The organism is Pseudoglutamicibacter cumminsii, assembly GCF_003143995.1.
Lineage (GTDB): Bacteria > Actinomycetota > Actinomycetes > Actinomycetales > Micrococcaceae > Pseudoglutamicibacter > Pseudoglutamicibacter cumminsii_B.
Window position 1 is genome coordinate 28,208 of the sequence record NZ_QFWG01000005.1, and the last position, 24,349, is coordinate 52,556.

The 24,349-nt window shown below is 56.4% G+C and carries 20 protein-coding genes and 1 pseudogene; 12 read left to right on the top strand and 9 right to left on the bottom strand.

Annotated elements, in window-relative coordinates; all coding sequences use genetic code 11:
- Positions 1-191: 191 nt before the first annotated feature.
- From sucC to CAY35_RS05025, 3 genes are all read left to right on the top strand, one after another.
- On the top strand, positions 192-1,355 hold the full coding sequence (gene sucC / locus CAY35_RS05015) for an ADP-forming succinate--CoA ligase subunit beta (RefSeq protein ID WP_101631004.1): 1,164 nt from the start codon (positions 192-194) through the stop codon (positions 1,353-1,355).
- A gap of 22 nt (positions 1,356-1,377) precedes the next feature.
- On the top strand, positions 1,378-2,277 hold the full coding sequence (gene sucD / locus CAY35_RS05020; RefSeq protein WP_109303594.1) for a succinate--CoA ligase subunit alpha: 900 nt from the start codon (positions 1,378-1,380) through the stop codon (positions 2,275-2,277).
- 422 nt (positions 2,278-2,699) lie between these two features.
- Positions 2,700-4,028, top strand: coding sequence for an MFS transporter (locus CAY35_RS05025; RefSeq protein WP_219930446.1), 1,329 nt, complete (start codon positions 2,700-2,702; stop codon positions 4,026-4,028).
- A gap of 84 nt (positions 4,029-4,112) precedes the next feature.
- On the opposite strand, the gene CAY35_RS05030 is transcribed toward CAY35_RS05025, so the two are convergent.
- Both CAY35_RS05030 and CAY35_RS05035 read right to left on the bottom strand, forming a co-directional pair.
- A complete protein-coding gene (locus CAY35_RS05030; protein WP_109303596.1) occupies positions 4,113-4,688 on the bottom strand; it encodes a nuclear transport factor 2 family protein in 576 nt (191 codons plus the stop codon).
- Between the two features lie 32 nt (positions 4,689-4,720).
- The gene (locus CAY35_RS05035) at positions 4,721-6,169 is read right to left on the bottom strand and encodes a PAS domain-containing sensor histidine kinase (protein WP_181377496.1); all 1,449 of its coding nucleotides are present in this window, start codon (positions 6,167-6,169) and stop codon (positions 4,721-4,723) included.
- Positions 6,170-6,378: 209 nt separating this feature from the next.
- Between CAY35_RS05035 and CAY35_RS05040 the strand changes: the two genes are divergently transcribed.
- From CAY35_RS05040 to CAY35_RS05065, 6 genes are read left to right on the top strand one after another with little or no spacing between them, the layout of a single operon-like run.
- Positions 6,379-7,551, top strand: coding sequence for an acyl-CoA dehydrogenase family protein (locus CAY35_RS05040; RefSeq protein WP_109303598.1), 1,173 nt, complete (start codon positions 6,379-6,381; stop codon positions 7,549-7,551).
- Positions 7,552-7,583: 32 nt separating this feature from the next.
- The gene (locus CAY35_RS05045) at positions 7,584-7,928 is read left to right on the top strand and encodes a hypothetical protein (RefSeq protein ID WP_109303599.1); all 345 of its coding nucleotides are present in this window, start codon (positions 7,584-7,586) and stop codon (positions 7,926-7,928) included.
- 27 nt (positions 7,929-7,955) lie between these two features.
- Positions 7,956-9,233 carry an aromatic ring-hydroxylating oxygenase subunit alpha gene (locus CAY35_RS05050; RefSeq protein ID WP_109303600.1) on the top strand — a complete coding sequence of 426 codons (1,278 nt, stop codon included), beginning with the start codon at positions 7,956-7,958 and terminating at the stop codon, positions 9,231-9,233.
- Positions 9,226-9,717, top strand: a complete 492-nt coding sequence (locus tag CAY35_RS05055; RefSeq protein ID WP_109303601.1) for an aromatic-ring-hydroxylating dioxygenase subunit beta — start codon at positions 9,226-9,228, stop codon at positions 9,715-9,717. The genes CAY35_RS05050 and CAY35_RS05055 overlap by 8 nt, the downstream gene beginning before the upstream one ends.
- Positions 9,718-9,725: 8 nt before the next feature.
- Positions 9,726-10,487 carry an SDR family NAD(P)-dependent oxidoreductase gene (locus tag CAY35_RS05060; protein ID WP_109303602.1) on the top strand — a complete coding sequence of 254 codons (762 nt, stop codon included), beginning with the start codon at positions 9,726-9,728 and terminating at the stop codon, positions 10,485-10,487.
- A 49-nt stretch (positions 10,488-10,536) separates the two neighbouring features.
- Positions 10,537-11,487, top strand: coding sequence for a PDR/VanB family oxidoreductase (locus tag CAY35_RS05065; RefSeq protein WP_109303603.1), 951 nt, complete (start codon positions 10,537-10,539; stop codon positions 11,485-11,487).
- Between the two features lie 86 nt (positions 11,488-11,573).
- Here the strand turns inward: CAY35_RS05065 and CAY35_RS05070 are convergent, their stop codons facing one another.
- Genes CAY35_RS05070 through CAY35_RS05080 form a run of 3 tightly spaced genes read right to left on the bottom strand, consistent with a single transcriptional unit; the run spans position 11,574 to position 13,871 of the window.
- Positions 11,574-12,272, bottom strand: coding sequence for a response regulator transcription factor (locus CAY35_RS05070; protein WP_219930447.1), 699 nt, complete (start codon positions 12,270-12,272; stop codon positions 11,574-11,576).
- Complete coding sequence (locus CAY35_RS05075; RefSeq protein WP_109303605.1) at positions 12,262-12,594, bottom strand: hypothetical protein; 333 nt, start codon at positions 12,592-12,594, stop codon at positions 12,262-12,264. The genes CAY35_RS05070 and CAY35_RS05075 overlap by 11 nt, the downstream gene beginning before the upstream one ends.
- Complete coding sequence (locus CAY35_RS05080) at positions 12,591-13,871, bottom strand: amidase family protein (protein WP_109303606.1); 1,281 nt, start codon at positions 13,869-13,871, stop codon at positions 12,591-12,593. Before CAY35_RS05080 ends, CAY35_RS05075 begins: the two co-directional genes overlap by 4 nt.
- Before the next feature lie 270 nt (positions 13,872-14,141).
- Here CAY35_RS05080 and CAY35_RS05085 point away from each other — a divergent pair, with 270 nt between their 5' ends.
- Together CAY35_RS05085 and CAY35_RS05090 are read left to right on the top strand one after the other, a co-directional pair.
- Positions 14,142-15,344 carry a flavin reductase family protein gene (locus CAY35_RS05085; RefSeq protein WP_219930448.1) on the top strand — a complete coding sequence of 401 codons (1,203 nt, stop codon included), beginning with the start codon at positions 14,142-14,144 and terminating at the stop codon, positions 15,342-15,344.
- Between the two features lie 118 nt (positions 15,345-15,462).
- Positions 15,463-16,782: an MFS transporter gene (locus CAY35_RS05090; RefSeq protein WP_258265639.1), complete on the top strand. Its 1,320-nt coding sequence runs from the start codon at positions 15,463-15,465 to the stop codon at positions 16,780-16,782.
- Between the two features lie 85 nt (positions 16,783-16,867).
- Here CAY35_RS05090 and CAY35_RS05095 read toward each other — a convergent pair.
- The 4 genes and pseudogenes from CAY35_RS05095 to CAY35_RS05110 all read right to left on the bottom strand — a co-directional run bounded on the left by CAY35_RS05095 (position 16,868) and on the right by CAY35_RS05110 (position 21,390).
- Positions 16,868-18,009, bottom strand: a pseudogene (locus tag CAY35_RS05095) (bifunctional 2-methylcitrate synthase/citrate synthase).
- A 91-nt stretch (positions 18,010-18,100) separates the two neighbouring features.
- Positions 18,101-19,012, bottom strand: coding sequence for a methylisocitrate lyase (prpB, locus tag CAY35_RS05100; RefSeq protein WP_109303607.1), 912 nt, complete (start codon positions 19,010-19,012; stop codon positions 18,101-18,103).
- A 2-nt stretch (positions 19,013-19,014) separates the two neighbouring features.
- The gene (locus CAY35_RS05105; protein WP_109303608.1) at positions 19,015-20,547 is read right to left on the bottom strand and encodes an MmgE/PrpD family protein; all 1,533 of its coding nucleotides are present in this window, start codon (positions 20,545-20,547) and stop codon (positions 19,015-19,017) included.
- 168 nt (positions 20,548-20,715) lie between these two features.
- Positions 20,716-21,390 (bottom strand): biliverdin-producing heme oxygenase, encoded by a 675-nt coding sequence (locus tag CAY35_RS05110; RefSeq protein WP_109303609.1) that lies wholly within the window; start codon positions 21,388-21,390, stop codon positions 20,716-20,718.
- A gap of 219 nt (positions 21,391-21,609) precedes the next feature.
- On the opposite strand from CAY35_RS05110, the gene CAY35_RS05115 reads away from it, so the two are divergent.
- Complete coding sequence (locus CAY35_RS05115; protein ID WP_109303610.1) at positions 21,610-24,282, top strand: HtaA domain-containing protein; 2,673 nt, start codon at positions 21,610-21,612, stop codon at positions 24,280-24,282.
- Positions 24,283-24,349 lie beyond the last annotated feature (67 nt).

Here is a 24,349-nt window from a genome sequence, read left to right on the forward strand (position 1 = left end):
CCGCACACCCCATTTGTGAGCCGCGTCACCGTGGGGCTGAACAAGGTGGGCGGCACGCGGTATCCTGAAGAGTGGTGGCGCACGCCGTAGCGCCAAGCAAGACCAGCTGGTCTTGCACCATCGGCTCTGGAATCCACCACAGACCACGAGCTGATGCCAAAACACACTTCTTATAGGAAGAGGACAACACCGTGGACCTGTTTGAATACCAGGCGCGCGACCTGTTCGAAAAGCACGGCGTACCCGTGCTCGCCGGCACAGTCGCGACCACCCCTGAGGAAGCCAAGGCCGCAGCCGAAAAGATGGGCGGCGTAACCGTCGTCAAGGCTCAGGTCAAGGTGGGTGGCCGAGGTAAGGCTGGCGGCGTCAAGGTCGCAAAGAACGCCGACGAAGCCTACGAGCACGCCAAGGCAATCCTGGGCATGGACATCAAGGGTCACACCGTCCACCGCGTGATGATCGCCCAGGGCGCAAACATCGCCTCCGAATACTACTTCTCGATCCTGCTCGACCGCGCAAACCGCAACTACCTCGCAATGTGCTCGGTTGAAGGCGGTATGGAAATCGAGCAGCTCGCAGTCGAGCGCCCAGAAGCTCTCGCCAAGGTTCCAGTCGATCCAACCGTGGGCATCGACGAAGCCAAGGCAAAGGAAATCGTAGAGAAGGCCAACTTCGACGCCGAAACCGGCGCCAAGGTTGTTCCAGTCATCCAGAAGCTCTGGGACGTCTTCGTCAAGGAAGACGCAACCCTCGTTGAGGTCAACCCACTCGTCTCCGACGCCGACGGCAACATCGTCGCGCTCGACGGCAAGGTCTCCCTCGACGACAACGCAGAGTTCCGCCAGCCAGAGCACGCCGACCTCGTCGACGAGAAGGCTGAAGATCCACTCGAAGCAAAGGCCAAGGAACTCGGCCTCAACTACGTCAAGCTCGACGGCCAGGTAGGCATCATCGGTAACGGTGCCGGCCTCGTGATGTCGACCCTCGACGTCGTCGCCTACGCAGGCGAAAACCACGGCGGCATGAAGCCAGCTAACTTCCTCGACATCGGTGGCGGCGCCTCCGCAGAGGTCATGGCAAACGGCCTCGATGTGATCCTCAACGACGAACAGGTCAAGTCCGTGTTCGTCAACGTCTTCGGCGGCATCACCGCGTGCGACGCCGTCGCATCCGGTATCGTCAAGGCCCTCGAAATCCTGGGCGACAAGGCAACCAAGCCACTGGTTGTCCGCCTGGACGGTAACAACGTTGAAGAAGGCCGCCGCATCCTGTCGGAGGCTAACCACCCGCTCGTGACCATGGCCACGGGCATGGACGAAGGCGCCGACAAGGCAGCCGAGCTGGCCAACGCCTGAGAAAAGGGAACTGAGAAAACTCATGTCGATCTTCATTAACAAGGACTCCAAGGTCATCGTCCAGGGCATCACCGGCTCCGAGGGCGCAAAGCACACCGCACGCATGCTCGCCGCAGGCACCAACATCGTCGGCGGTGTTAACGCTCGCAAGGCCGGCCAGGTCGTGACCCACGGTGACAAGGAAATCACCGTTTACGGCACCGTCAAGGAAGCAATGGAAGCAACCGGCGCGGACGTCTCTATCGCATTCGTTCCACCGGCATTCTGCAAGGACGCAGCTGAGGAAGCCATCGAGGCTGAAATCGGTCTGCTCGTCGTGATCACCGAGGGCATCCCGGTACAGGACACCGCAGAGTTCTACAACCTCTCCCTGACCAAGCTGGGCGAAGACGGTAAGCCGAAGACCCGCATCATCGGCCCTAACTGCCCAGGCATCATCACCCCAGGTGAGGCGCTCGTCGGCATCACCCCGGCCAACATCACCGGCGCAGGTGGCGTTGGCCTGGTATCGAAGTCCGGTACCCTCACCTACCAGATGATGTACGAGCTGCGTGACCTCGGCTTCACCACCGCAATCGGTATCGGTGGCGACCCAGTCATCGGCACGACCCACATCGACGCCCTCGAAGCGTTCGAGAACGACCCAGACACCAAGGCTATCGTTATGATCGGTGAAATCGGTGGTGACGCTGAAGAGCGCGCCGCAGAGTTCATCAAGGCGAACGTAACCAAGCCAGTTGTCGGCTACGTTGCAGGCTTCACCGCCCCAGAGGGCAAGACGATGGGCCACGCAGGCGCTATCGTTTCCGGCTCCTCCGGTACCGCACAGGCTAAGAAGGAAGCCCTCGAAGCCGCTGGCGTCAAGGTTGGTAAGACCCCATCCGAGGCAGCTCGCCTGCTCCGCGAGGTCTACCCAGGCTAAGGACGGGTTGTGGTGAACGCTCCGCTCAAGCCGTGACGCTCACACCCTCCACATAAACGTTTTGGTCCCGCACACTGAATGGTGTGCGGGACCAAACGTTTAACGCGCGGTAGCGGGGGAGCTAGCCTTCGATGTGGCGCTCGGCCGGGCCGTAGGTAATGGAGGGCTAGTAAAACTAGTCGTACTGTGTTAGCGGCGATTGAAGTTGGTCTTGTCACCAAGAAGCTGCCGAGCTCCAAGTTGTTTGTGTTCATTGGTCTAAAGATTTTCCTGATTGTGACATAAATCACGGATCCGTAGGTTTTGATTCATGCGGACTTCATTTCCGCACGTTGCTCAGCATCCCGGACCATGAGGGACAAACAATGGGAAAACTAAATCCACACATTATGCAGACTCACGCCCCACACAATGGGCGTAAAGTGAGTGGCCGCGCATGGCTCATCACTATTTTGCTGGTGATATTTCAAATCATTGCATTCGCAGACAAAGCTGTTTTGGGTCTTGTAGCGCCGTATGCGATTCCAGATCTAGGCATTACTTCTGTCCAGTTTGGATTTATCGGAAGTGCTTTCTTCTTCCTCTATGCGATTGCATCCGTTGTCGCCGGCATTGCGGCCTCGCGGTACTCGGCAAAATGGATTATTTTTGTGCTCGGGGTGATTTGGGCTGTGACCCAGTTCCCGATGTGGCTTGGCGGCGGAGCTATGGTGCTATTGATCTCCCGCATCATCTTGGGTGCTGGCGAGGGTCCTGCGACAGCGATGTCACTGACTTCTGTACACGGCTGGTTCAAGCCTGAACAGCGTGCTCTTCCGTCTAACATGGTCGCAGTCGGATCGACTTTGGGACCAGTCGTCGCCGCTCCGGTTCTAACGTTGATCATTGTCGGATGGGGGTGGCGTTGGGCTTTCGGAATCCTCGGGATTGTTGGCGTTGCGTGGCTCATTGCCTGGGCGGTCATGGCGAAAGACGGTCCGTACTCGACGACGAATATGGAAAAAGCCAAAGAACTGAGCTCAACAGATGGCGAGGTTGAAACGAAGGACATCGATGCGCAAGCGCCAGTTTCGATTTGGAAAGCCCTGCTCAGCTTGACCTTCGTTGCTGCAGTTATCGGAGGAGCCTCGAACTTCTTCGTGCAGGGATTCTTGACGACGTGGCTACCGCAGTACCTCAATGGTGTAGTTGGTCTCGACCTGCCCCAGGTCGGCACAGTCACGATGTTGCCTTGGATGCTTGGTGCTGCTGTTCTGTTGGTCCTCGGGTTAATGGGACACAAGATGATGAAGCGTGGGCGCAACGTTCACCAGTCGATTGCTATGCCTTTTGGTATTTCAGCGCTGATCGCTGGCGTTGCTTTCTTGCTGGTGCAGACTTCTAGCGGTGTTGGAGCTATTGCGTTCCTTACTATCGGTGCCGGCTTTAGTTTGATTTACCCAATGACTGCCTCGGCTATTGGATTTGCTGTGGGGCCGAAGCAGCGCCCGATTCTCATGGCAACGTTGGGTGGGGTGGCTTCGGTTGGCGCAATTTTCTCACCAACATTGGTTGGGTGGCTCATGGATAAGGCAGGATACGAGCCGCCGCAAAAGGGCGCTCCAGTACCAGAACCGATGGTGGAAGCCATGGCAACAGGTATGCATCAAGCCTTGACTATCACTGGCATTTTCCTGCTGATCGGTGGGGTGATGTGCATTCTTTTCCTACGTCCAGAAAAGCTTGCTGCTAAGTTGCAGAAGACTGCTTGATCTACTGATGGCATCAGTGGGGGCGGTCACCGAAAACTGTGACCGCCCCCACTGTTTTTGGTTACGAGGAAAATTTCTGGAGGCTCATTCACTTGAAGATGGAGCCTCGGTCATAAGCACGGAATAGTTTGCGTAGTTGCTGGCGAAATTTCTGGGAAGTGGAGCAACGAAGACGTTTTCGGTGCGGGTCCGTGTAATTTTCCACTGACCTTGTTCAAATCGAAATGCGTTAAAGAGTCGAGAAGAACGCAGCAAGGCTTTGCCGTCTGCATAAAGCCATGGCTGCATATGGATCCAGTGTGCTTCAGCCGTGCTGCCGTTTACGGTGATCCGCTCGGTGGTCAGGTAATGCGCATTAAGGCACAGTGCAGGCGAATTCTCTGGAGACCAGAAGCGTTCAAAATGAGCTCGAATTTCAGCGTGGCCTTGAGCTAGCCCGAACTGCCCTTCATAGTATTCACCGACACCTTCCCATGTGGCATCTTCGGTGTAGAGTTCCATGATTCTGTCGATGCGTTCGGCATCGTTGGAGACATGAGGGTCCGGACAAGGGGTGTCGCAGAGCATCATGTAGCGAGCTTGAATCTTTCGAATCTCCTGTTCGGCATTGAGCTCGGAGACCTTTGCCTCTAGCTCAGCCAAGCGTTCTTCAATAGACATGCGTCGGTTCCTTTCTACAGGGATCGGTTCTATCACTTCGAACCATTGAGTGTTCGAGGAAGTTCCATGCGTGCGATGGTGCCTTGGGGATCTCGAAGTGCGTAAGTGATGCAACCTTGGTGGCGGTCCATAATCTGCTCTGAGACGATAAGCCCGATGCCGGCGCCACCGTCCTTTGCACTAAATGCGCCGCGGGCGAGACTGTCCTCGGCATTCCGTTTGAGGCCCCGGCCGTAATCTCCGACCTCACACCAGACAGTGGAGTCCCGGGTGCCGGTGCTGATCGTGATCGCTTTCCTTTGAACTGCAGGGTGGGAAACCTCTTCGATCGCGTTGAAGCATAGGTTCAGGATGACCTGTCCTATGAGGGTCTTATCGACCTCAACTGGCAACGGTTCCTTAGCCAGGTCGACATGCACAGCGATGTTCAGATCTCGGGCTTTGAGGCGCACAAAGAAGAGGCTCTCTTCTGCGATGCTGTTGAAATCAGCTCTAGAGACGCTACTTTCGATGCGCTTGACATAGTTCCTGGCTGAGGCGACGATGCTTGATGCGCGCTCAAGTTGTTTTTCGATGTGGTGCAGTCCATTGCGTACGTCATGTAGCGGCTGATTTGTCGGTAAGCGGTAGGGGAGAGCTGTTGCGTAGTTACGGGCCGCGGACAGAGGCTGGCCTAGTTCGTGTGCCAGTAGCAGAGCCATGTCACCCATAGCCTTATAGCGGCTCTGATAGTGCAGCTCGGCTCGGTGGTATTCACGTTCTTCTTCAAGCCTTTTCGAAGCGGTCCAGTCTCTTAGAATTACAAGTTTGGATACGAGTCCGTCATGTTCGTGATTCTCTAGGAAACCCTTCAGATACTTCTCTTCGCCGTTGGCTGTCTCGCTACGGATATATAGCCCGAGGGGCGCCTCAGACTGTTCAATATCGCGCTGAACGCTTTCTAGCTCGATATTGGGGGTGCATTCACCTATTTCCCATATCTTTTGCCCTATCAGGCGATCTTCAGGTTGCCCCAGGACCTCAATAGCCGTAGGCGAACAGTGATCGATTCGATAGGCACTATCTAGGACGATAGTTGTTGCACCTGTAAGCGCAAGCACGCGATTGACCGAAGCGCTAGACAGATCAGGGGTGGCGGTCTCGCCATCAGACTCGTTCAAAATATTGAACTGCACCATGATCACAGTGCCGGATTCGAACTCTACCGCTGTCGCTTCGGCGTCTGTCAGGAAAGGGCGTCCGTCTTTGCTGAGATATTTCCACTGACGTCGTGATGAGCCCTTGTCAACGGCTTCCTGGAGCCAGCCGACACCGATAGCGCGGCGGAAACTCTTTTCGGGGCTGCTCATATGATGAGCCTTGAGAGGAAGTAGTTCCTCGAGCGTGAATCCAAAAATTGCGCACGCTGCCTCGTTTGCCCACAGGATGGCCTTGGTCTTCGCATCATGGACTAAGATGCCAGTCCTGTTCGCCTGGGCCATGGTTCGAAAATCTCGGTCAGTCGGCAGCATCTGCCCTCCAAAGTGCGGTCCTTTTTGATATCTATCAGCTTTGCTTTGTGTGCCCTATAGGGGATGCCTTTACACGATAGATAGAACATCCCACTGTTGGTCTCATTGCTTGTTCCATAACGTGGAGGTCAACGAGCCAATGTGAGCTAGGTCTCTTTCGAAGGAACGGAGTCAGCAGGATGCCGAACGATTTCCTAATCGATACCCGAGTCGCCGAACCTGCGGGTGAAGCACGCGAAGCGGCGTTTGAGTATGCCCTGAAGGTTCTTGAACAGCGGCGCAATGAATTTTCTGAGCAGGGCTATGTTCCTAAAGATTTCATTCGTCTGCTGAAAAAGGCAGGGATTTATCGAGCGTCGACACCTGAGCGGTTCGGTGGGGAGCCAATGGCTCCAGCTGACTTTATGCGTCGCATTGAACGTATCTCGAGTGTGGATCCGGCGACCGGATGGGTAGCCAGCTTTGGGTCGTCGTTGGTTTACTTAGCCGCTTTGCCTGAGGAAACCCAAGCGAAGATTTACGCAAATGGACCAGATGTTTGCTACGCCGGTGGCTTGTTCCCTATGCAGGAAGCAGAGAACGAAGCCGGAGGCTACCGTGTTACGGGGGTTTGGCAGTTCGCTAGCGGCTGCAAAGGCGCCGACATCGTCGGCGTAGGGCTAAAGGGCGGACCGCAGTCTCATGGTCGACCGCTCACAGCCCTACTCAATCCCGCTGATGTTGAGATCGTGGAGAACTGGGACGTTGCTGGTATGCGTGCAACTGGTTCGCACGCAATCAAGGTTGACGAACAGTTCGTTCCTACGTCAATGACTTTTATCCGCGGCGGAGATCCACAGATTGATGAGCCCCTGTACCGTTATCCTTCGCTGGCCTATGCTGCGCAAGTACTCTCTGTCGTGACGTTGGGTGCTGCTCGCGGAGCATTGGATTTCTGCCGCGAAAGCGGTGCGGCGAAAACGTCGATTGCAGGTGGGACGGCGAAGGGCGAACGTCCAACTTTCCAAGACAGTTTTGCGCGCGCTGAAGCTCGTCTAGGGGCAGCACGGGCCTACTTCTTCAGCACGACGGAGAAAGTCTGGTCAGACGTACTAGCGGGTAATGAGGTTAGCCAAGAGGCGGTGACCGAACTGAGGCTAGCAACGACCCATGCGGCTCATGAAGCACGTGAGGTTATCCTTGCTGCTTTCGACCTCTCAGGCACAGGGGCGATCTATAACACGCATCCTCTTCAACGCTTTCTACAAGACGGCCTGGTTCCCGCGCAACACGCGATGCTACAGGCGAACACGTATCAAGCAGCTGGCGCGCTGCTTTTGGGATTTGATGCGCCGATTCCAAGCTTCCCGTAAAGAACTAATCGGATGTGAGGTTAGACATAACTATGCGAGTCCTATTTTGTTTTGGAAATAACCAAAATTTTTTTGATCTGCCTAAGGCCGAGATCGGTCCAGTTTGGGAAGCAACCCAGCAGTTGTTGAGCGAAATCAGCAAGACAGAAGGAATCAAAGTCATCGGGACTTTTGACGACGACTCGTTCATGGTTGGCCCGTCATCGACATGGCCGTGGACCTTCTATGTAATGGCCGATGCTGAATCAGCAGACTCAGTCAAAGACGCGTGCAATCTTTTACGCACGATCCAGGTTGGAGAGCACGCCTTGTGGCGGTATTTCAAGGTAGAAGCACGAATGGGTCGAGAACTCACCATCCGTGACGACGTCAACTAAGACAACAGTTATTTGAAGGAGGAAAAAGTGGAGAACGTTGAAGCTGTGACGACCGATTATGCATCGCTTGTTGGTGAAGATCGGGTAGCTGGGCAGCTCTACACTGACCCGGAGATCTTCAAGGCAGAGATGGAACGCATCTTCTACCGCACCTGGGTATGGGTTGCCCATGAAAGTGAAATCCCAGAAAAAGGATCGTTTAAAACGACTTATGTTGGCGATCAGCCAGTAATTGTTTCCCGTGACCGCAAGGGGAACTTCAACACATTGCTGAACCGTTGCCGCCATCGTGGAGCTACGGTGTGCGATCAGCGTTCAGGAAAAGCGAACGGTTTTACCTGCCCGTACCACAACTGGTCTTACACCCTTGACGGGCGGTTGCGTGGAATCCCGTACCCCGACGGCTACGAAGGTGTCATAGACAAAAAGGACTTCCCGCTCCAGAAGCTGCGTACCGAGAGCTATCTGGGGATGATTTGGGCGACCTTCAACGAGGATGCTGAACCACTTGAAGACTTCTTGGGTGATGCCAAGATCTGGATGGAACGCTTCTTCAAGCAGACGAATGGTTTTCCGGCAAAGGTGATCGGTACTCACAAGTTCCGTTTCAAGGGAAATTGGAAGATCCAGCTCGAAAACACCACTGACGGTTATCACTTCCCGATGGTGCATAAGTCCTGGATGGCGTCCGTCGATGCTGAAACTGCGAACATGATGTCTTTCATGGATGATCCGCGTTCGGTGACTCATGCTCTAGGAAACGGACACAGTGTGGCCATCATGGCGTCAGACCACGCTGATCTCGATGTCGATGATGGTACCGAAGAGATCCAGCCACGCTTCCAGCATCTGGTCGATGAGCTTGAGGCAGCGGGTGAAAGCCCAGAGCGTATCCGTCGTTACATGCGTTCGATGCACGGATCCGGTTTCAACCTAAACACGTTCCCAAACGTCGCGATGTCCTCGTCGTTCTTCCGCGTGCTGATTCCAATCTCGGTCGACGAAACAGAGATTTGGCACATGGCCATTGGTATGGACGGGGGGCCGGAGAATATCAACCGTGAACGCCTTCGCATCCATGAACACTTCCAAGGCCCATTCGGGTTCGGTAGCCCCGACGATGCAGAAGGTTGGGATCGAGTGCAGATCGGTGCACGCGGCAACCCAAAGATGCCAATCATGGTCAACCGTGGTGAAGAGCGTGAGACCTTGAGCGAAGAAGGATGGCCAACCTCTCACGTCACTGATGAGACAGGTATGCGTGAGTCCTACGCAATGTGGAAGAAGATGATGCAGAATGACTAACTCGATCCTGAACGATCCGCGGGTCCAACGAGCCATTGAGCTCATCTGGCAGGAAGCTACTTTGCTCGATGATAAGCACTATGAAGCGTGGCAGCAGCTCTTCACTGACGATGCTATTTACGTAGTTCCAATTGACCCTGAAACTGCGGACTTTGAGACGTCTCTCAACATGATTTACGACGATCAAAGGATGCGTAAACTTCGTGTTGAGCGGCTCGTCCAAGGCTTCTCTCCCTCTGCCGTAGCTGCAGCTCGCACAGTTCGTGTGCTGTCACGTTTTACTGTCAAAGAGATCTCAGAAAACGAGGTGACGGTGCGGTCAGCCCAGATCATTAACGCGTTCAAGCGAGAGAGCTTCACCACGCTCGGTGCTGATGTCGAGCACCGAATTGTACTGGAGGGCGATGACGCGAAAATTAAGCTCAAGGTTGTGCGGCTCATCGACAGCGAAGACGCGGTGAGCGCCTCTGGGTATCTCGTCTAAGGGGAACCATGGCACGTGATGAAGTAACCAGGGACCAGATTGCCATTGTCACAGGGGCAGGCGGCGGCATGGGACGAAGTATTTCCCGCGTACTTCATGCTCAAGGCATGAAAGTCTTGCTGACCGATATCAACGAAGAGGGCATCCAGGACATTGCAGAGGAACTTTGCCCTCAAGGGAAAACGGCATGGGCTTTGCAACAGGACGCTTCGCAAAAGTCCGAAGCAGAAGAGGTGCTCGCCCTGTGTAGAGAACGCTGGGGAACACCTACTGTTCTGGTCAACAATGCTGCAGTGACCCAAACAGCTGACCCGTTGACCATTTCGCAAGAGGACTTCGATCGCGTGGTCCGTATCAATACGGATTCGGTCTTCTTCGGGTGTCAGGTGATCGGTCAAGCTATGGCCGAATCTGGCTACGGCAGGATCGTAAACATGGGTTCACTTGCTGGCCTGAATGGAGGTACCGCGACCGGGGTGCACTATGCGGCGTCAAAAGGAGCGATCGGGACGATCACGAAGATCTTTGCAAAGCAATACGCGGCGCACGGCGTGACTGTCAACCAGATTGTTCCGGGACCTCATGATCTTCCGATCGTTTATAAAACCGTTCCAGAAGACAAACTAGAAGGTGTGATCTCATCGATCCCAGTCGGAAGGTTGGGTAGTCCGGACTTCATCGGCCAAACGATTGCATTGTTGGCTTCCGAAGATGCCTACTTTGTTACAGGCGCCTCCTGGGACATTAACGGTGGTCTCTACGTCCGATGATCTGCAAGTGCCGCAGCCAGTTCGAGAATGAGAGTATGAGGAGTAACAAGTGGCGTTGATTGACGTTAAGGTTACAAAAATCGTGGACGAAGCCCCGAACGTCAAATCTTTTTGGTTGGAACGGGGAGACGGAACGCCGCTGGGTCCATACGTTCCAGGAGCGCATATTGATGTTGAGGGTCCTACGGCAATCACACGCCAGTATTCCCTTTTCAGCACACCAGAAGCTGGCGATAGCTTTGCAATCGCAGTAAAACGGGAAGAACAGTCTCGTGGGGGTTCTGAGGCGTTGCACTCTCTCAAAGTGGGCGACACCTTGCGAATTAGTGAACCGCGTAATCTTCTCAATATTGCGGAAGATGCGTCATTCCACATATTGATAGCCGCGGGCATCGGTATCACGCCGATGTTGAGCATGGCTCGTTATATGGATGTCCACGATATCCCGTTCCATCTTCACTATTTCGCGCGTAGCGAGGAAGAGGCGAGCTTCTTACCGTTACTGACGGATCGTTGCCCTGAGAAGCTTAGCGCTCATCTCGGAATGGCTCGTACTGACCAGGATGCGGTGATTAAAGATGCCATCGAACAAGCACCTGAAGGTGGGCACGTCTATGTCTGTGGTCCGGAAGGCTTCATGGATAAAGTCGTTGGGATCGCTGAGCCGCGCGTAGGTGAGAGTTGCGTGCATCTGGAGAACTTCAAGGCGCAGGAACAACCGGGTGCTTCTGAGAACTCAGCCTTCGTGGTTGAGCTTGAAGGTGAAGAATATGAAATCCCTGCGGATCGCAGCATCGTATCCGTCCTTGAAGAACATGGTGTTGATGTCGAAACTTCCTGCGAAGAAGGCATCTGTGGAACATGCATTATGCAAGTTCTCTGTGGCGAGCCAGAGCACCGGGACAATGTCCTGACGAAGAGCGAGAAAGAAAGCGGCGAACTCATGGCGATCTGTGTTTCACGTAGCAAGACGCCGAAATTAGAACTTGATTGGGACTAGGTTCTCGCAGACTAGACAATAATCAGAAAAGTGTGGGTCCAGCCGGAAGACGGCTGGACCCACACTTTTGTTCTATATATACGATTTCAGCTGGTTGGCGGGCTGACCGACGCTTCCAGGTTTGCTCGTAGAATATCGCGAATCAACGTCTGGATGGTTGTCGACCCAGTTTTGTGCGTGATGCGCGCGCGGTGAACATCAACAGTCTTGGTGCTTAGGCCAAGCTTACGAGCGATGTTCTTGCTGGGGACCCCATCGATCACCAAGGATAAGATTTCGCGCTCGCGTGGGGTCAGGATTTGGACTCGATCTGCAACGTCCTGCTGTAAAGCGTGATCGTTGAAACGCTCGCAAGCCAGCGGGATGGAAGCCTGAACTCGTTCCAACAATTCTTGTGGATTGTATGGCTTCTCGAGGAAATCAGAAGCCCCTTCGCGAAGTACCGAGACAGATAGCGGAATGTCGCCGTGGGCAGACACAAAAATGACAACGGCATGAGGTGCTATCTTATTGAGCTCTTGCTGCAGTTTTGGGCCGCTCATGTGCGGCATGCGTACATCGAGGATGATGCATGCCGGGGCGCTACCATCGTAAGCGTTTAGCAGGTCGTTAGCGCTTGCGCATAGCGTCGGGGATATACCGATACTGCCGAGAAGCCATTCGGCAGATTCACGCACAGCTGGATCATCATCAACTACGAAGACTGCAACGTCTTCTTCGGTGACCGCACAGCCGGCGTCTCTCGAGCCTTCAAACATTTTGTCAGAGGGAGAATTAGACGGCATCGGGGGCTTTGTCTCCGTCTTCGTCAAAGGCGGCATCGGCAGTCCAATAGTTCATGCCGAAAGCGCTGACGTGGTGTTGCCATGGTGTCAGTCGACGTAGAGAAGGTTCCTCGCGGCGTACAGATTCGTCCGCTGCTTCCGGTCCGTCGGCTTGCACTGTCCAGTGGACCCAATTCACTTCACGACCGTACTCGTCGTGAACAAAAAGATCGACGTGGTGCCACCCGTAGTTGAAAGTGTCCTCATAGCAAGTGAGGAACGTTCGAGCGTGGTTGATCGGACGTGGGGATTTGCGTACCGGCTCTGTAGAAGTGTTCGTCATAGCGACTCATTCCCTCCGTGTTGCTCCGTGAGTTTTTCTTCGAGTGTTTTCCCGACTGTGAATAGCTCAGCTTCGGTACCCGGCGGACCTATGAGTTGGATCCCTAGTGGCATGCCGGTGGCGTTGCGGGCGCCCGGGACTGTCAAGACAGGGTAACCGAGAGCCTGCCACGGGCGGCTCAAAACCGGATCTCCTGTGCTTTCCTGTCCATAAGGTGCAGCATCCTGGGCTGCAGGCCCCATGATGACGGTGCCGGGTTTGAGAAGTGATCGGAAGAGTTCATCGGTGCGCTGGGTGCGTGATAAAGCACTGTCATACTGCTCTTGGCTTAGGCCCTTGCCCGTTATCAGTAATTCGCGGAATTGAGGGCTGAGATCCTCAGGCCGTTCGTTTAGCAAACGGCCGTGTTTTTCGTAGGCCTCATAAGCCATGATCACAGGGTGGTCCTGAGTCAGGGTAGCGACATGATCGGTCAGCTCGAAAGAGCAGTACTCTAGCCCGGTTTCTGTCAGAAGGTTAGCTGCGTTATTGATAGCACCGGTCATGGCGGGGCTGATTTCAGCGATATCAGAGCCAGGCCAAAGCAAAACGGTGACATCACCGGTGGTTAAGGTGAGGGGTCGATTTAAGAAAGCAGCAACAGCGATATTGAGATCTTCAGTGGTCTGAGCTAGGAAGCCGAGGCTATCGAGCGATTTAGCCATGCCATCCACGCCTTCTAGGTTGACATCTTGTCGTGCGAAGACAAACGCCGCTGCACCACAGTATGATGCCGGTCGCGTTACAGAACCTGCCGTCTGTGTGCCAAGTGCCAACGGCAGTGTCTTGCCTCCAACGGCAGCCGCTGACCCGCTTGAAGATCCTCCGGGTGTGTGATTGCCATTAATCGGGTTGCGCGTTTTTGATGGTTTGAAGAATCCAAACTCAGTTGTAGTGGTTTTCCCAAGCACGGTCGCGCCAAGGCTTTCCAAAAGTTCTATGCACGGAGCCGATGAAAGTTTGTTCTCGGGACTAGTAGTAGTTGAGCCACTGCGGGTAGGCATGCCAGCGACGTCGATGAGGTCCTTAACCCCTACAGACACACCAGCAAGCGGGCCAGCGGGGGTAGGGCCAACTGTTTGCGGGGCGTTCTCGTCAATCAGGACCCACGCTTGAAGATCTTCCTCTCGCGCCTTGACTGTAGCGAGATCGTCCGCAACGAATTGCTGAGCTTTCGCTGCGTCACTCTGGACTACGCGTACTCGTTCAGCGATTGAAGATACAGGTGTGGGTTTCACGGCTTAGTTTCCTCGCGGTTCTCCGTAACGTTACTGGCAATAGATGTGTCTCTGGTCACAATTCTGGGTGAGTTGCTCTCTATTTGAAAGTAAAGGTTTCCCCTCTATGGGTGAAAGAAAGGGTTGGCTAACTTGCAGTATGTGTGAATACGATGTGGCTTGCGTCACCATGTTGTGGCGTTGAGTCGAATTGCTCTCCCTTGACCTCGCGTACCGCTGTTGGCTTGGAACGGAACGACTAGGGCCGAGACAGTGGGAAAGGACCTTATTGTGACTCAGGAAGAGAATCCCTCGATTGATCCGCTCGCTTTCCGCGATGTGATGGGTCATTATCCGACTGGCGTAGCTGTCGTAACGGGGATCGCTGAAGATGGTGAAGAACTGGCACTTGTTGTGGGGACGTTCAGTTCCGTTTCGCTTGAGCCGCCGCTTGTTTCTTTCATGCCGATGAAGACTTCGAAGACATTTGAGAAGTTGCGGCATCTGAAAACGATGTGCATCAACATCCTGGGCGAAGAACAGGAAGATCTAGTCACGACTATTGCAAGCCGCTGGGAAAATAAGTACCGCGGTTTGGAAGCATTTCGGTCGCCCGCTGGCAATCCCGTCTTGGCCGGAAGCGTTGCTTGGGTTGATGTGGAAACCGACAATATCGTTGAAGCGGGCGATCATTGGATCGTTCTGTGCAGAGTATTGGACCTCGCCATCGTAAACGCAGGTTCGCCACTGTTGTTTTTTCAAGGAGGCTATGGAGGCTTCCTAAGCACCACGCTCGCTGCACGTACCGATAAGGAATTTTCTGATCTCGTTGCAGAAGTTGAACCGACCCGAGGCATCCTCGAAGGGTTAGCAAGCGGAATCGGTTGTCAGGTGACTCTCTACCGCGCTGTAAGTCGTGATGAATTCGCCCAGGTGCTCTCCGCTACCGGCCCCGGAGTTGACCGATCAGGAGGGGTTGGGCGGCGTCTTCCGATCGTCCCTCCCATCGGCGATACCTATATGTATGCGCAACCTGAGAGTGAACAGGAGCGGTGGATCGCTAAAGCGCGGGGAGTCAGTGATGAAACTAAGGACGTGTTCCGGCAGCGGATGGATTTTGTCCGCCGGCACGGTTATCTGGTCGCTTTCTTGCCTGACGACAATGAAGCGGCATATGACGACGTCAACGAAGCCACACGCCAGTACGCGCAAGGCCGTATGACGCCAGCTGAGGAGCGCCGAGTTCGGGAGACAATCTTCAACTCTTCCGTAGATTACGAGCTCCGTGACATCGACCCGCACACTGCCTACAGGATCGGCTCCATGGTTTTCCCTGTGCAAAGCCCAGAAGGAGGAGTGGAATACACACTCCGGCTCTCCCAATTCCCGGGACCTCGGCTGGGGCATCGAGTGCTCGACTGGATCGAACGAGGCAAGAGCGCAGTCAACCTCATCGAAAGCCTGATTGGCTTCTCGCAAACACAACAGTCATAACTCGTTCGGAGTCTTTATCCGTTAACCCGAATCCGCAAACACTGATAGTCGGAAGCGGTTCGAGGAGAAAACAATCGTGGGACAAGAGAGCCCGTTTCATAGAAAGTAGTCGTTACTCATGAGCAAACAAGTAATGACTGCGGCCCAAACCTCGCCGCAAGCTGAACCTCGCCAGGCCAGTGCCACCAAATACGTTGTTGCTTCCCTTATTGGTAACTCACTTGAGTGGTATGACTTCTTCCTCTACGCCACAGCTTCGGCGGTCGTGTTCAACGTCCTTATGTTCCCGGCAGGTACAGACCCATTAGTGGGAGCCCTCGGAGCGTATGCCGGACTAGCAGTGGGCTTTGTTGCTCGACCCCTGGGTGGTGTGATTTTTGGGCATATTGGCGACAAGGTCTCACGAAAAACCTCGTTGATCATCACGCTTGTGGTCATGGGGTTGGCGTCTACCGCGATGGGGCTGTTGCCGACTTATGCATCCATCGGTATCGCGGCTCCCATCATCTTGGTGTTGCTTCGTGTCGCGCAAGGAATCGCCGCCGGCGGGGAATGGGGAGGTGCGGTACTTCTAATTAGCGAGAACTCTTCCCAAAAACGTCGCGGGATGCTCGCAGCCTTTAGCCAGAGCGGTGTGAGCCTCGGATTCGTAACATCGGCACTCGCTTTCTATGCGGTCAAGCAGCTGCCGGAAGAACAATTCTTAACATGGGGCTGGCGCCTTCCGTTCTTGTTCAGCATCGTTCTGCTTATTGTTGGCCTTTATATTCGCAGGAGTCTGCCTGAAGAAACTGCTGATGAGGCTGAAACTGTAGCTGTTGATAACGAGCGGATCCCAATGGTTGAAGCTTTTCGCCGTTTCCCAGGGCAAATGTTTGCCGCGATGGGTATGCGCATTGCGGAAAACGGCGGCTCGTACATCTTTATGACCTTCTCAGTTGTCTATGGCAAGCACGTTGGGGTTGACGATAGCTTGCTCTTGTTAATGCTGGCGATCACCATGACGCTGTCTTTCTTCTCCTTCGTTTTCTTCGGGCACTTGTCAGACGTGGTCGGTCGGCGACGTGTATACGCTTTCGGCGCGGTAGGGATGATAGTTGTTGCGGCTCCTTTCTTTTCGCTCATTGAGACCGGCTCAGTGCCGCTAATGTTGTTGGGCTTCGTTCTTGCGTTGTGTGTCTGTCACGGGGCCATGATTGGCACCCAACCCTCGCTCTTCCATGAACTCTTCCCGGCAGAGGTTCGTTATTCGGCGATTTCAATTGCACATGAGGTGGCCTCTGTTTTCGCCGGAGGCATTGCTCCGATGATCGCGACAGCACTATTGCTCAAATATGATTCACCGCTGCCGATTGTGATCTATCTGATTGTGATGTGTCTGATTACTTTGGTCTCGGTGCTCGTTTCTCGGAAGTATTCTTTCGAGGTCAAGGGATAAAACCATTGTCGAGCCGTTGGCAACGGAAGGTCGGTAGAGGCTATAGCCTCTACCCGACCTTTACTTATTATTGGGGATCTATTAGTTAGCCTTCGATGTGGCGCTCGGCTGGGCCGTCGTATGCGGAAAGCGGGCGGATGAGCGCGTTGTTGGCGCGCTGTTCCATGATGTGGGCTGTCCATCCCATGATGCGGGCGCACACGAACAGTGGTGTGAACATCGGGATGTCGAAGCCCATGAGCCAGTAGGTTGGGCCTGCAGGGTAGTCGAGGTTTGGTTTGATGCCCTTCGCCTCGTCCATCGACTTCTCCAGGCCCCGGTAGAGGCCGAGCAGTTCGTGGCGGTCGTAGTAGTCCAGCATCCGGAACAGGGCTTCCTGCATGGTCGGCACACGCGAGTCGCCGTTCTTGTAGACGCGGTGGCCGAAGCCCATGATCTTTTTCTTCTGTGCCAGCGCATCGTCCATCCACGCCTTCGCGCGCGCCTCGCGTCCTCAGCCGACTCATCGGAGCGGATGCCGAGCTCCTCGAAGGTGTGCATCACGGCTTCGTTGGCTCCACCGTGCAGAGGGCCCTTGAGCGCGCCGATCGCGCCGCCCACAGCCGAGTGCAGGTCGGACAGCGTCGATGTGATGACGCGCGCCGTGAACGTGGACGCGTTGAAGGAGTGCTCCGCGTACAGGATGATCGAGACGCGGAACGCATCCACAACCTCCGCAGCGGCTTCCTCGCCGAAGGCCATCCAGAGGAAATTCTGCGCGTAATCGAGGTCTTCGCGTGGCTCCACGATCTCAAGCCCACGACGGCGGCGCTGGTCATAGCAGACCACCGCCGGCATCAGCGCGAACAGCTCCTGTGCCTTGCGCAGCTCAGCTTCAGGCGAGCTATCCTCAGCATCCGGGTGCGATGCGCCCAACACAGCCGTGGCTGCGTGGCATACGTCCATCGGGTGGCACGTGGTCGGGAGTTCGTCGATGACGCGCTTGAGTTGTTCCGTGAGTGCGCGGCCGGAACGCTCACGGCGAGTGAACTCGGCGAGCTGTTCCTCGGTCGGCAGGTCGCCGTTCCACAGGAGTAGCGCGACCTCCTCGACGGAGCATTTCGCGGCGAGCTCCTGAACCGGGTACCCGCGGTAGAGAAGCGAGTTCGTTTCTGCGTTGACCTTGGAAATCGCGGTGGTGTCCGCGACGACTCCGGCAAGGCCCTTATAGATAGTTTGCTCGGTCATGACGCCTCCTCAGGGATCATGTGTGGTGCGGGGCTTCTGTGTGCGGCGGCAGTTCGTCCGATGTGGGAGCGAGCCGCCGGTGGGGGTGGCTTTACTGGAGTGGTTTGCCGGGGACTTCGAAGTTGAATACACCGGTGTCGAACTGGTTGTAGCCGTTGTAGTCAACGAGCTCATACAGCCGTGCGCGTGTGAGCATGTTGTCAACCTCGGACTCCTGGGTGCCTTCCGTGCGGATCGCGGTGAGGACGCGTTCGATGGCGCCCATCGCTTGCCGTTGCAACGTCACCGGATAGATGATCATGGAAACCCCGGCGTTCTGGAGCTGTTGTTTGGTGAACAGCTGGGACTTACCGAATTCGGTCATGTTGGCGAGGATCGGAACGTCGAGGTTGGAAGCCATTGCCTCAAACTCACTGAGGTCCGCCATCGCTTCGGGGAAGATCGCGTCAGCGCCCGCATCGGCGAGCTTCTTGGCGCGTTCGAGCGCGGCGTCGAAACCGTCTACGCCGCGGATGTCGGTGCGCGCCATGACCACAAAGTTGCTGTCTCGGCGCGCTTCGACTGCGGCACGGATCCGCTTGACCGCGGTCTCATCGTCAACCACGTTCTTGCCGTCCAGGTGTCCGCACCGCTTCGGGTTGAACTGGTCTTCGATGTGGCAGCCAGCCAGGCCGGCGTTCTCGAGTTCCTGAACGGTGCGGGCCACGTTCATCGGCTCACCAAAACCGGTGTCGGCATCAACCAGACACGGAAGGTCGGTGGTTCGGGCGATCTGCCCGGCGCGGGTCGCAACCTCGGTCAGAGTAGTGAGTCCGATGTCCGGCAGGCCGAGCTCATTCGCGAGCACACCACCGGAAATGTAGACCCCATCGAAACCCTGTTCCTGGATCAGCTTGGTTGACAGCGGAGTGAACGCGCCAGGGAACTGAGCAACCTCATCGGCGGCCAGCGCCTCACGGAAAGCAACACGCTTCTGCTCAGGTGTGACGTGGGAATACAGCATTCTTAGAACACGCCCTTCTGTGCCTTATCGAGCTCGACCGCAGCCTTGATGTTGAGCTGGTCGAGCTCGCCAACACCGAGCTCAGGCAAGCGCTGAACCGCATCGAGGAAACGCTCGATTTCCTCCTCTGCCACTATGCCTTGAGCCAGCGTGCGGAACTTGTTGATGTACTGCTCGCGAGCGAATGGACGCGCGCCGAGAGGGTGGGCGTCGGCAACAGCGATCTCGTCGGTGATGACGGTGCCGTCCTTGAGCGTGATCTCAACCGAGCCGCCGAAAGCCTTCTCCTCAAGGTCCAGCGAGTGGTAGCGGCGGGTCCACTCAGGGTCTTCCTCGGTGGTGACCTTGTGCCACAGCTCCACGGTGTCTGGGCGTTGGGCGCGTTCCGGGGCGTAGGAATCGACGTGGTGCCACGCGCCGTCCTGCAACGCGACCGTGAAAATGTACGGGATCGAGTGGTCGAGGGTTTCCCGCGATGCCTTCGGGTCGTACTTCTGCGGGTCGTTCGCGCCAGAACCGATCACGTAGTGAGTGTGGTGCGATGTCTTGATGAGCACCGACTCGACGTTCGCCGGGTCGGTTGCCTCAGGGTGTTCCTTGTTGAGCTTGCGGGCCAGGTCGATCCAGGCCTGTGCCTGGTATTCGGCGGAGTGCTCCTTGGTGTAAGTGTCGAGGATGGCTCGCTTGGCTTCTCCCGCCGCCGGCAGCGGGACGGTGTATTCGGCTTCAGGACCGGACAGCAGCCACGCGATCACGCCGTCTTCACCTTCATAGATCGGCACAGGCGAAGTCTGGCCGCGCATCGCACGGTCTACGGCCTCGACCGCCATCTTGCCGGCAAACGCAGGCGCGTGGGCCTTCCACGTCGAAATCTCGCCCTTGCGGGACTGGCGGGTCTGCGTCGTGGTGTGCAGTGCCTGGCCGATCGCCTGGAAGATCGTTTCCGCATCGAGGCGCAGCAAGGTTCCGATGCCGGCGGCGGCTGCTGGGCCGACGTGGGCGATGTGGTCGATCTTGTGTTCGTGCAGGCAGATGCCCTTGACGAGGTTCACGTGGATCTCATAGCCGGTCGCGATGCCGCGGATGAGGTCCTTACCGCTTGCCCCGGTGTGCTGGGCGACCGCGAGGATCGGTGGGATGTTGTCGCCCGGGTGGGAGTAGTCGGCGGCGAGGAACGTGTCGTGGTAGTCGAGCTCGCGCACGGCTACACCGTTGGCCCAGGCCGCCCACTCAGGGGAGACCGGCGCGTCGCCTTCTGGCGCGCCGAAAATGAGCGCTCCCTTGCCGGTGTATCCGCCGTCAGGGGTCACGCGGTGGGTGAGGGCTTGCCCGCGAGCGGAGACGATCGGGCCGCGGTTGAGCGAGGCGATCGCTACGGAGGCGTTGTCGATGATCCGGTTGATGATCATCTCGGTGACCTCGTCGTCGACCTCGACAGGGTCGGTCGCCACCAGCGCAAGTTTATAGGCCAGCTGCTCTTCGTGCGGCAAGTGCTCTGCTGATGGGTAGGTGCGTACCGTGTGGTTGATGGACACGTTATGCCTTCCTTCCGGGCAATAGCTTGGGGGATTGAAGACTGCTTCCACACGTGAGTTTATCCAACCCGAGGTTGGACATGCGGCGGCCCCGTTGGAGACTGATTCGTTCAGTCACCAACGGGGCCGCTTCTCGTCGTGGCGCAGATTTTGCGAGAGGAGATGCACCTAGACGTAGAGGTCTTTGTTGTCGCTGAGAGGAGCGCCCAGCTCAACAAAGAGGTTTCGGTTGAGTGCGAAGCCTAGGCGGGCTTCGTCAATGATCTCCTCCTGGTTCGCTTGTTGAGCGAAGTGGTCCAGGTGGATGCGGTAGGCATCTTTGTAGATTTTCGGCTTGCTGATGGTGGGGAACTTCCACATCGTGAGCAATTCGCTCGGGATGTTGTAGTGGCGTGCGACGAGTGCACCGATGGCCTGGCCGCCAGATAGGTCGCCGAGGTAGCGGAGGTAGTGGTGGGCGATGAGCCGCTCAGGTGTCTGCAGCGCGCCGACTTCGTGGATGCGCTGGGTGTATAGCGTAACTGCGTTGGTGAGGTCTGGCATCTCGATGCCGAGGTACTCGGTGAGGCCTGCGAGGTCGTTGCGGATAGCTTCGCTACGGTCCAGCGCTGGGTCTAGGAGTTGCTGGACGCTCGGGTCTGAACGCCATGCTGCGCACGCTTTTTCGAGTGCGCCATAGAGCGGCTTGTATTGAGCCAGGAGCCTCACGTAGTCCTCGGCGGTGAGTTTGCCTTCCATGAGGTCCTGGATGAATGACGAGTGTTCAGCGGCGTCATGTTCGGTGCGCGTGGATGACTTGAGCTGAGCGGCGAACGATGGCGCTTCAGTAGTAGGGGTTGTCATGGATCTTGCTTTCGTGGTGAGGGAATTCGTGCGTCTAAGGTCAGCCTAACCGCATGTATTTCATTTACGCAAGCCTTCACTTGCCTAATTGGATTAGTTAAGTTTAGGCTTACCTGTGTCGTTTGAGGGTGGAAGTGGGCACCACCCGAAATCACGAGCATCTCCGTATGAGCGCCTAGCGCTATTGGGGTGCTCACAAAGCAAGGATTAGAAAAAGCTATGAAGCAAAAGACCACTCGCATGCGCCGTGTGGGGAAGGCCTTGGGGTCTTTGTTGTCCTTCGCGCTGGTTGGCGCGATGGCAACCGTCCCAGTGGCTACAGCGCACGCAGATGCCGGCTCCGATGCCGGGTCTAAGCCCACGATTACGGTGACTCCAGCTCCTGCCGAAGGCGGCGAGGTCACTGTCACCGGTAAGAACTTCTACCAAGGCGATGCTCAGGGCGACGCATCAACGGGAATCTACCTCGGCTACGGTCCGTCCTCTTCTGCGGGTTTCTATCAGGGTGGAAGCACCAACCCGGTATGGATAGCTGCAGGCAAGAAGGACGAAGATACTGACCGGGGACGAACTGCTCCGCTGAATGCTGACGGTTCGTTCGCAGTCAAGGTCAAGGTTCCTGCGAAATCCGACACGAGCCTCTCGTTCTTCACGTCTAAGGGCCACGGCAAGGGCATGAAGGACACGAGCCAGAACGCTTCTGCACCGATCACTTACGTCGAGACGCCAGCGCCTCAGCCGGAGCCTGCTGGCCAGGGCGGCCAGCTCGAGTGGGGTGTCAAGGAAAGCTTCCGTAAGTACGTTGTAGGTCGTATTGCGCGCGGCTCGATCGAGACCAGCGGCGGTGCTGCCCAGAAGCCGAACAACGGCATTTTCACCCTGCCTAACGGTCAGGGAACGTACGAAGACGGTAAGGGAACCCTGACCTTCGACGGCCAGTTGGCTTTCAAGGGTCACCATGGCGAGATGGACCTGACGATGTCTGGCTTCAAGGTGACGTTCACCTCGGAGACCACCGCGCAGCTCATCATGACGGTCAAGGCTCCTAAGACCTCCGTTACGGAGGCCGTGGATCTGACGGACGCGCACGTCGCGGACCTCACGTTCGCTAAGGACGCTGTGACGGTCAAGGACGGCAAGCTAAGCCTTGCTAACGCTAAGGCGATTTTGACTGAGGACGGCAACAAGGCCATGGCCGGGTTCTACGAGCCAGGCATCGAGATCGATCCAGTGTCCATCAAGGACGCAGCCATCAAGGTAGAGGCTCCGCAGCCTGAGCCAACGCCTGAGCCAACGCCGGAGCCGACCCCGGAACCTACACCGGAGCCAACGCCGGAGCCGACCCCGGAACCTACACCGGAGCCAACTCCAGAGCCAACCACGGAACCGACCCCGGAACCTACACCGGAGCCGACCCCAGAGCCAACCACGGAACCGACCCCAGAGCCAACTCCGGAACCAACCGCCGAGCCTGAGCCGAAGCCTGAGCCGAAGCCTGAGCCGAAGCCTGCTGGCAAGGGCGGCAACCTGGAATGGGGCGTCAAGGAAAGCTTCCGTAAGTACGTTGTCGGGCGCATTGCTCAGGGCTCCATCGTGACCGATGGTGGTGCCAAGCAGAAGGCAAACAACGGCGTCTTCACGTTCCCTAACGGGAAGGGTGCTTACAAGAACGGCAAAGGCAACGTGACCTTCGACGGCAAGGTGACGTTCAAGGGCCACAAGGGTGAAATGAACCTGACGATGTCCGGTTTCGCTGTGGAGTTCACGTCGGACACGACCGCGAACCTCATCATGACGGTCAAGGCACCAAAGACCTCCGTCACGGATGTAGTCGATTTGAAGAACGCACGCGTTGCCAAGCTCACGTTCCCTAAGAGCGCCCTCAAGGTCAAGGACGGCAAGCTCAGCCTCACGAACGCTAAAGCAACCCTGACTAAGGATGGCGCTGCAGCAATGGCTGGGTTCTACGAGCCAGGCATCGAGATCGATCCAGTGTCGATCAAGAACGCGCTGGTTACGCAAGAAACCCCAGCTCCTGTGCCAGCACCGGAAAAGCCGAAGCCAGCACCTAAGAAGCCAAAGCCTGCGCCGCAGAAGCCTGCACCTAAGCCTGCTCCGCAGAAGCCAGGCCCGGTTGCACAGGAAACTGGCAACGGCAAGACAAAGGCTCCTAGTGCCCCGATCTGCCGCATTGAAAAGGTTCCTGGCAAGCCAGGTGCATCGACGCTGAGCTGGGGTGTCAAGACCTCCTTCCGTAACTACATCACCGGCGGTATCGCAAAGGGTGCCATCGCACCTGGAAACGGTGCAGCCCGCACTGGAAACGGATTCACATGGGGTGCCGGTTCTGGAACCCTCACTGCGAACTCCGGAACGGTTTCCTTCCCAGGCAGCGTTCACTTCACGGGCCACAAGGGCGTCCTGGACACGACCATCTACGGCCTGCGCGTGAAGGTCACCGGCCCAGGCAAGGGCCAGCTGATCGCGAACGTCAAGTCGCAATCGATGGAAGGCAAAGACCTCTCTGCCAACAACATCGTGTTCGCAACCCTGTCCTTCAATGGCGATGCTTCCAAGGGCATCAACAACGCGACCGTGACCTTGACTAAGGCAGGCGCTAAGGGCTTCGCGGGCTTCTACGAAGCCGGCCTCGTGCTGGATCCGCTCACCCTCACGGTAGGCTCCACCGGCATGGTCGACAAGGAAATCTGCGTTGACCCAGAGACCGGGGAAGTCGTTTCCCCAGACGGTTCCGCAATGCCAGGCACGGGTGCTGGAAACCTTGCCTCGACCGGTTTCGGCGGAGCCACCCTGGCGGGGACCGCAGGCGTACTGGCCCTCATCGGGCTTGCGCTCATGCAGGGCTCGCGCCGTAAAGACTCCGTTGCATAATTACGCCACACTGGCGTATATCTGCCCACTCATGCAGCGGAAACGCGTGTGGTTGCAGCCTCTCCAA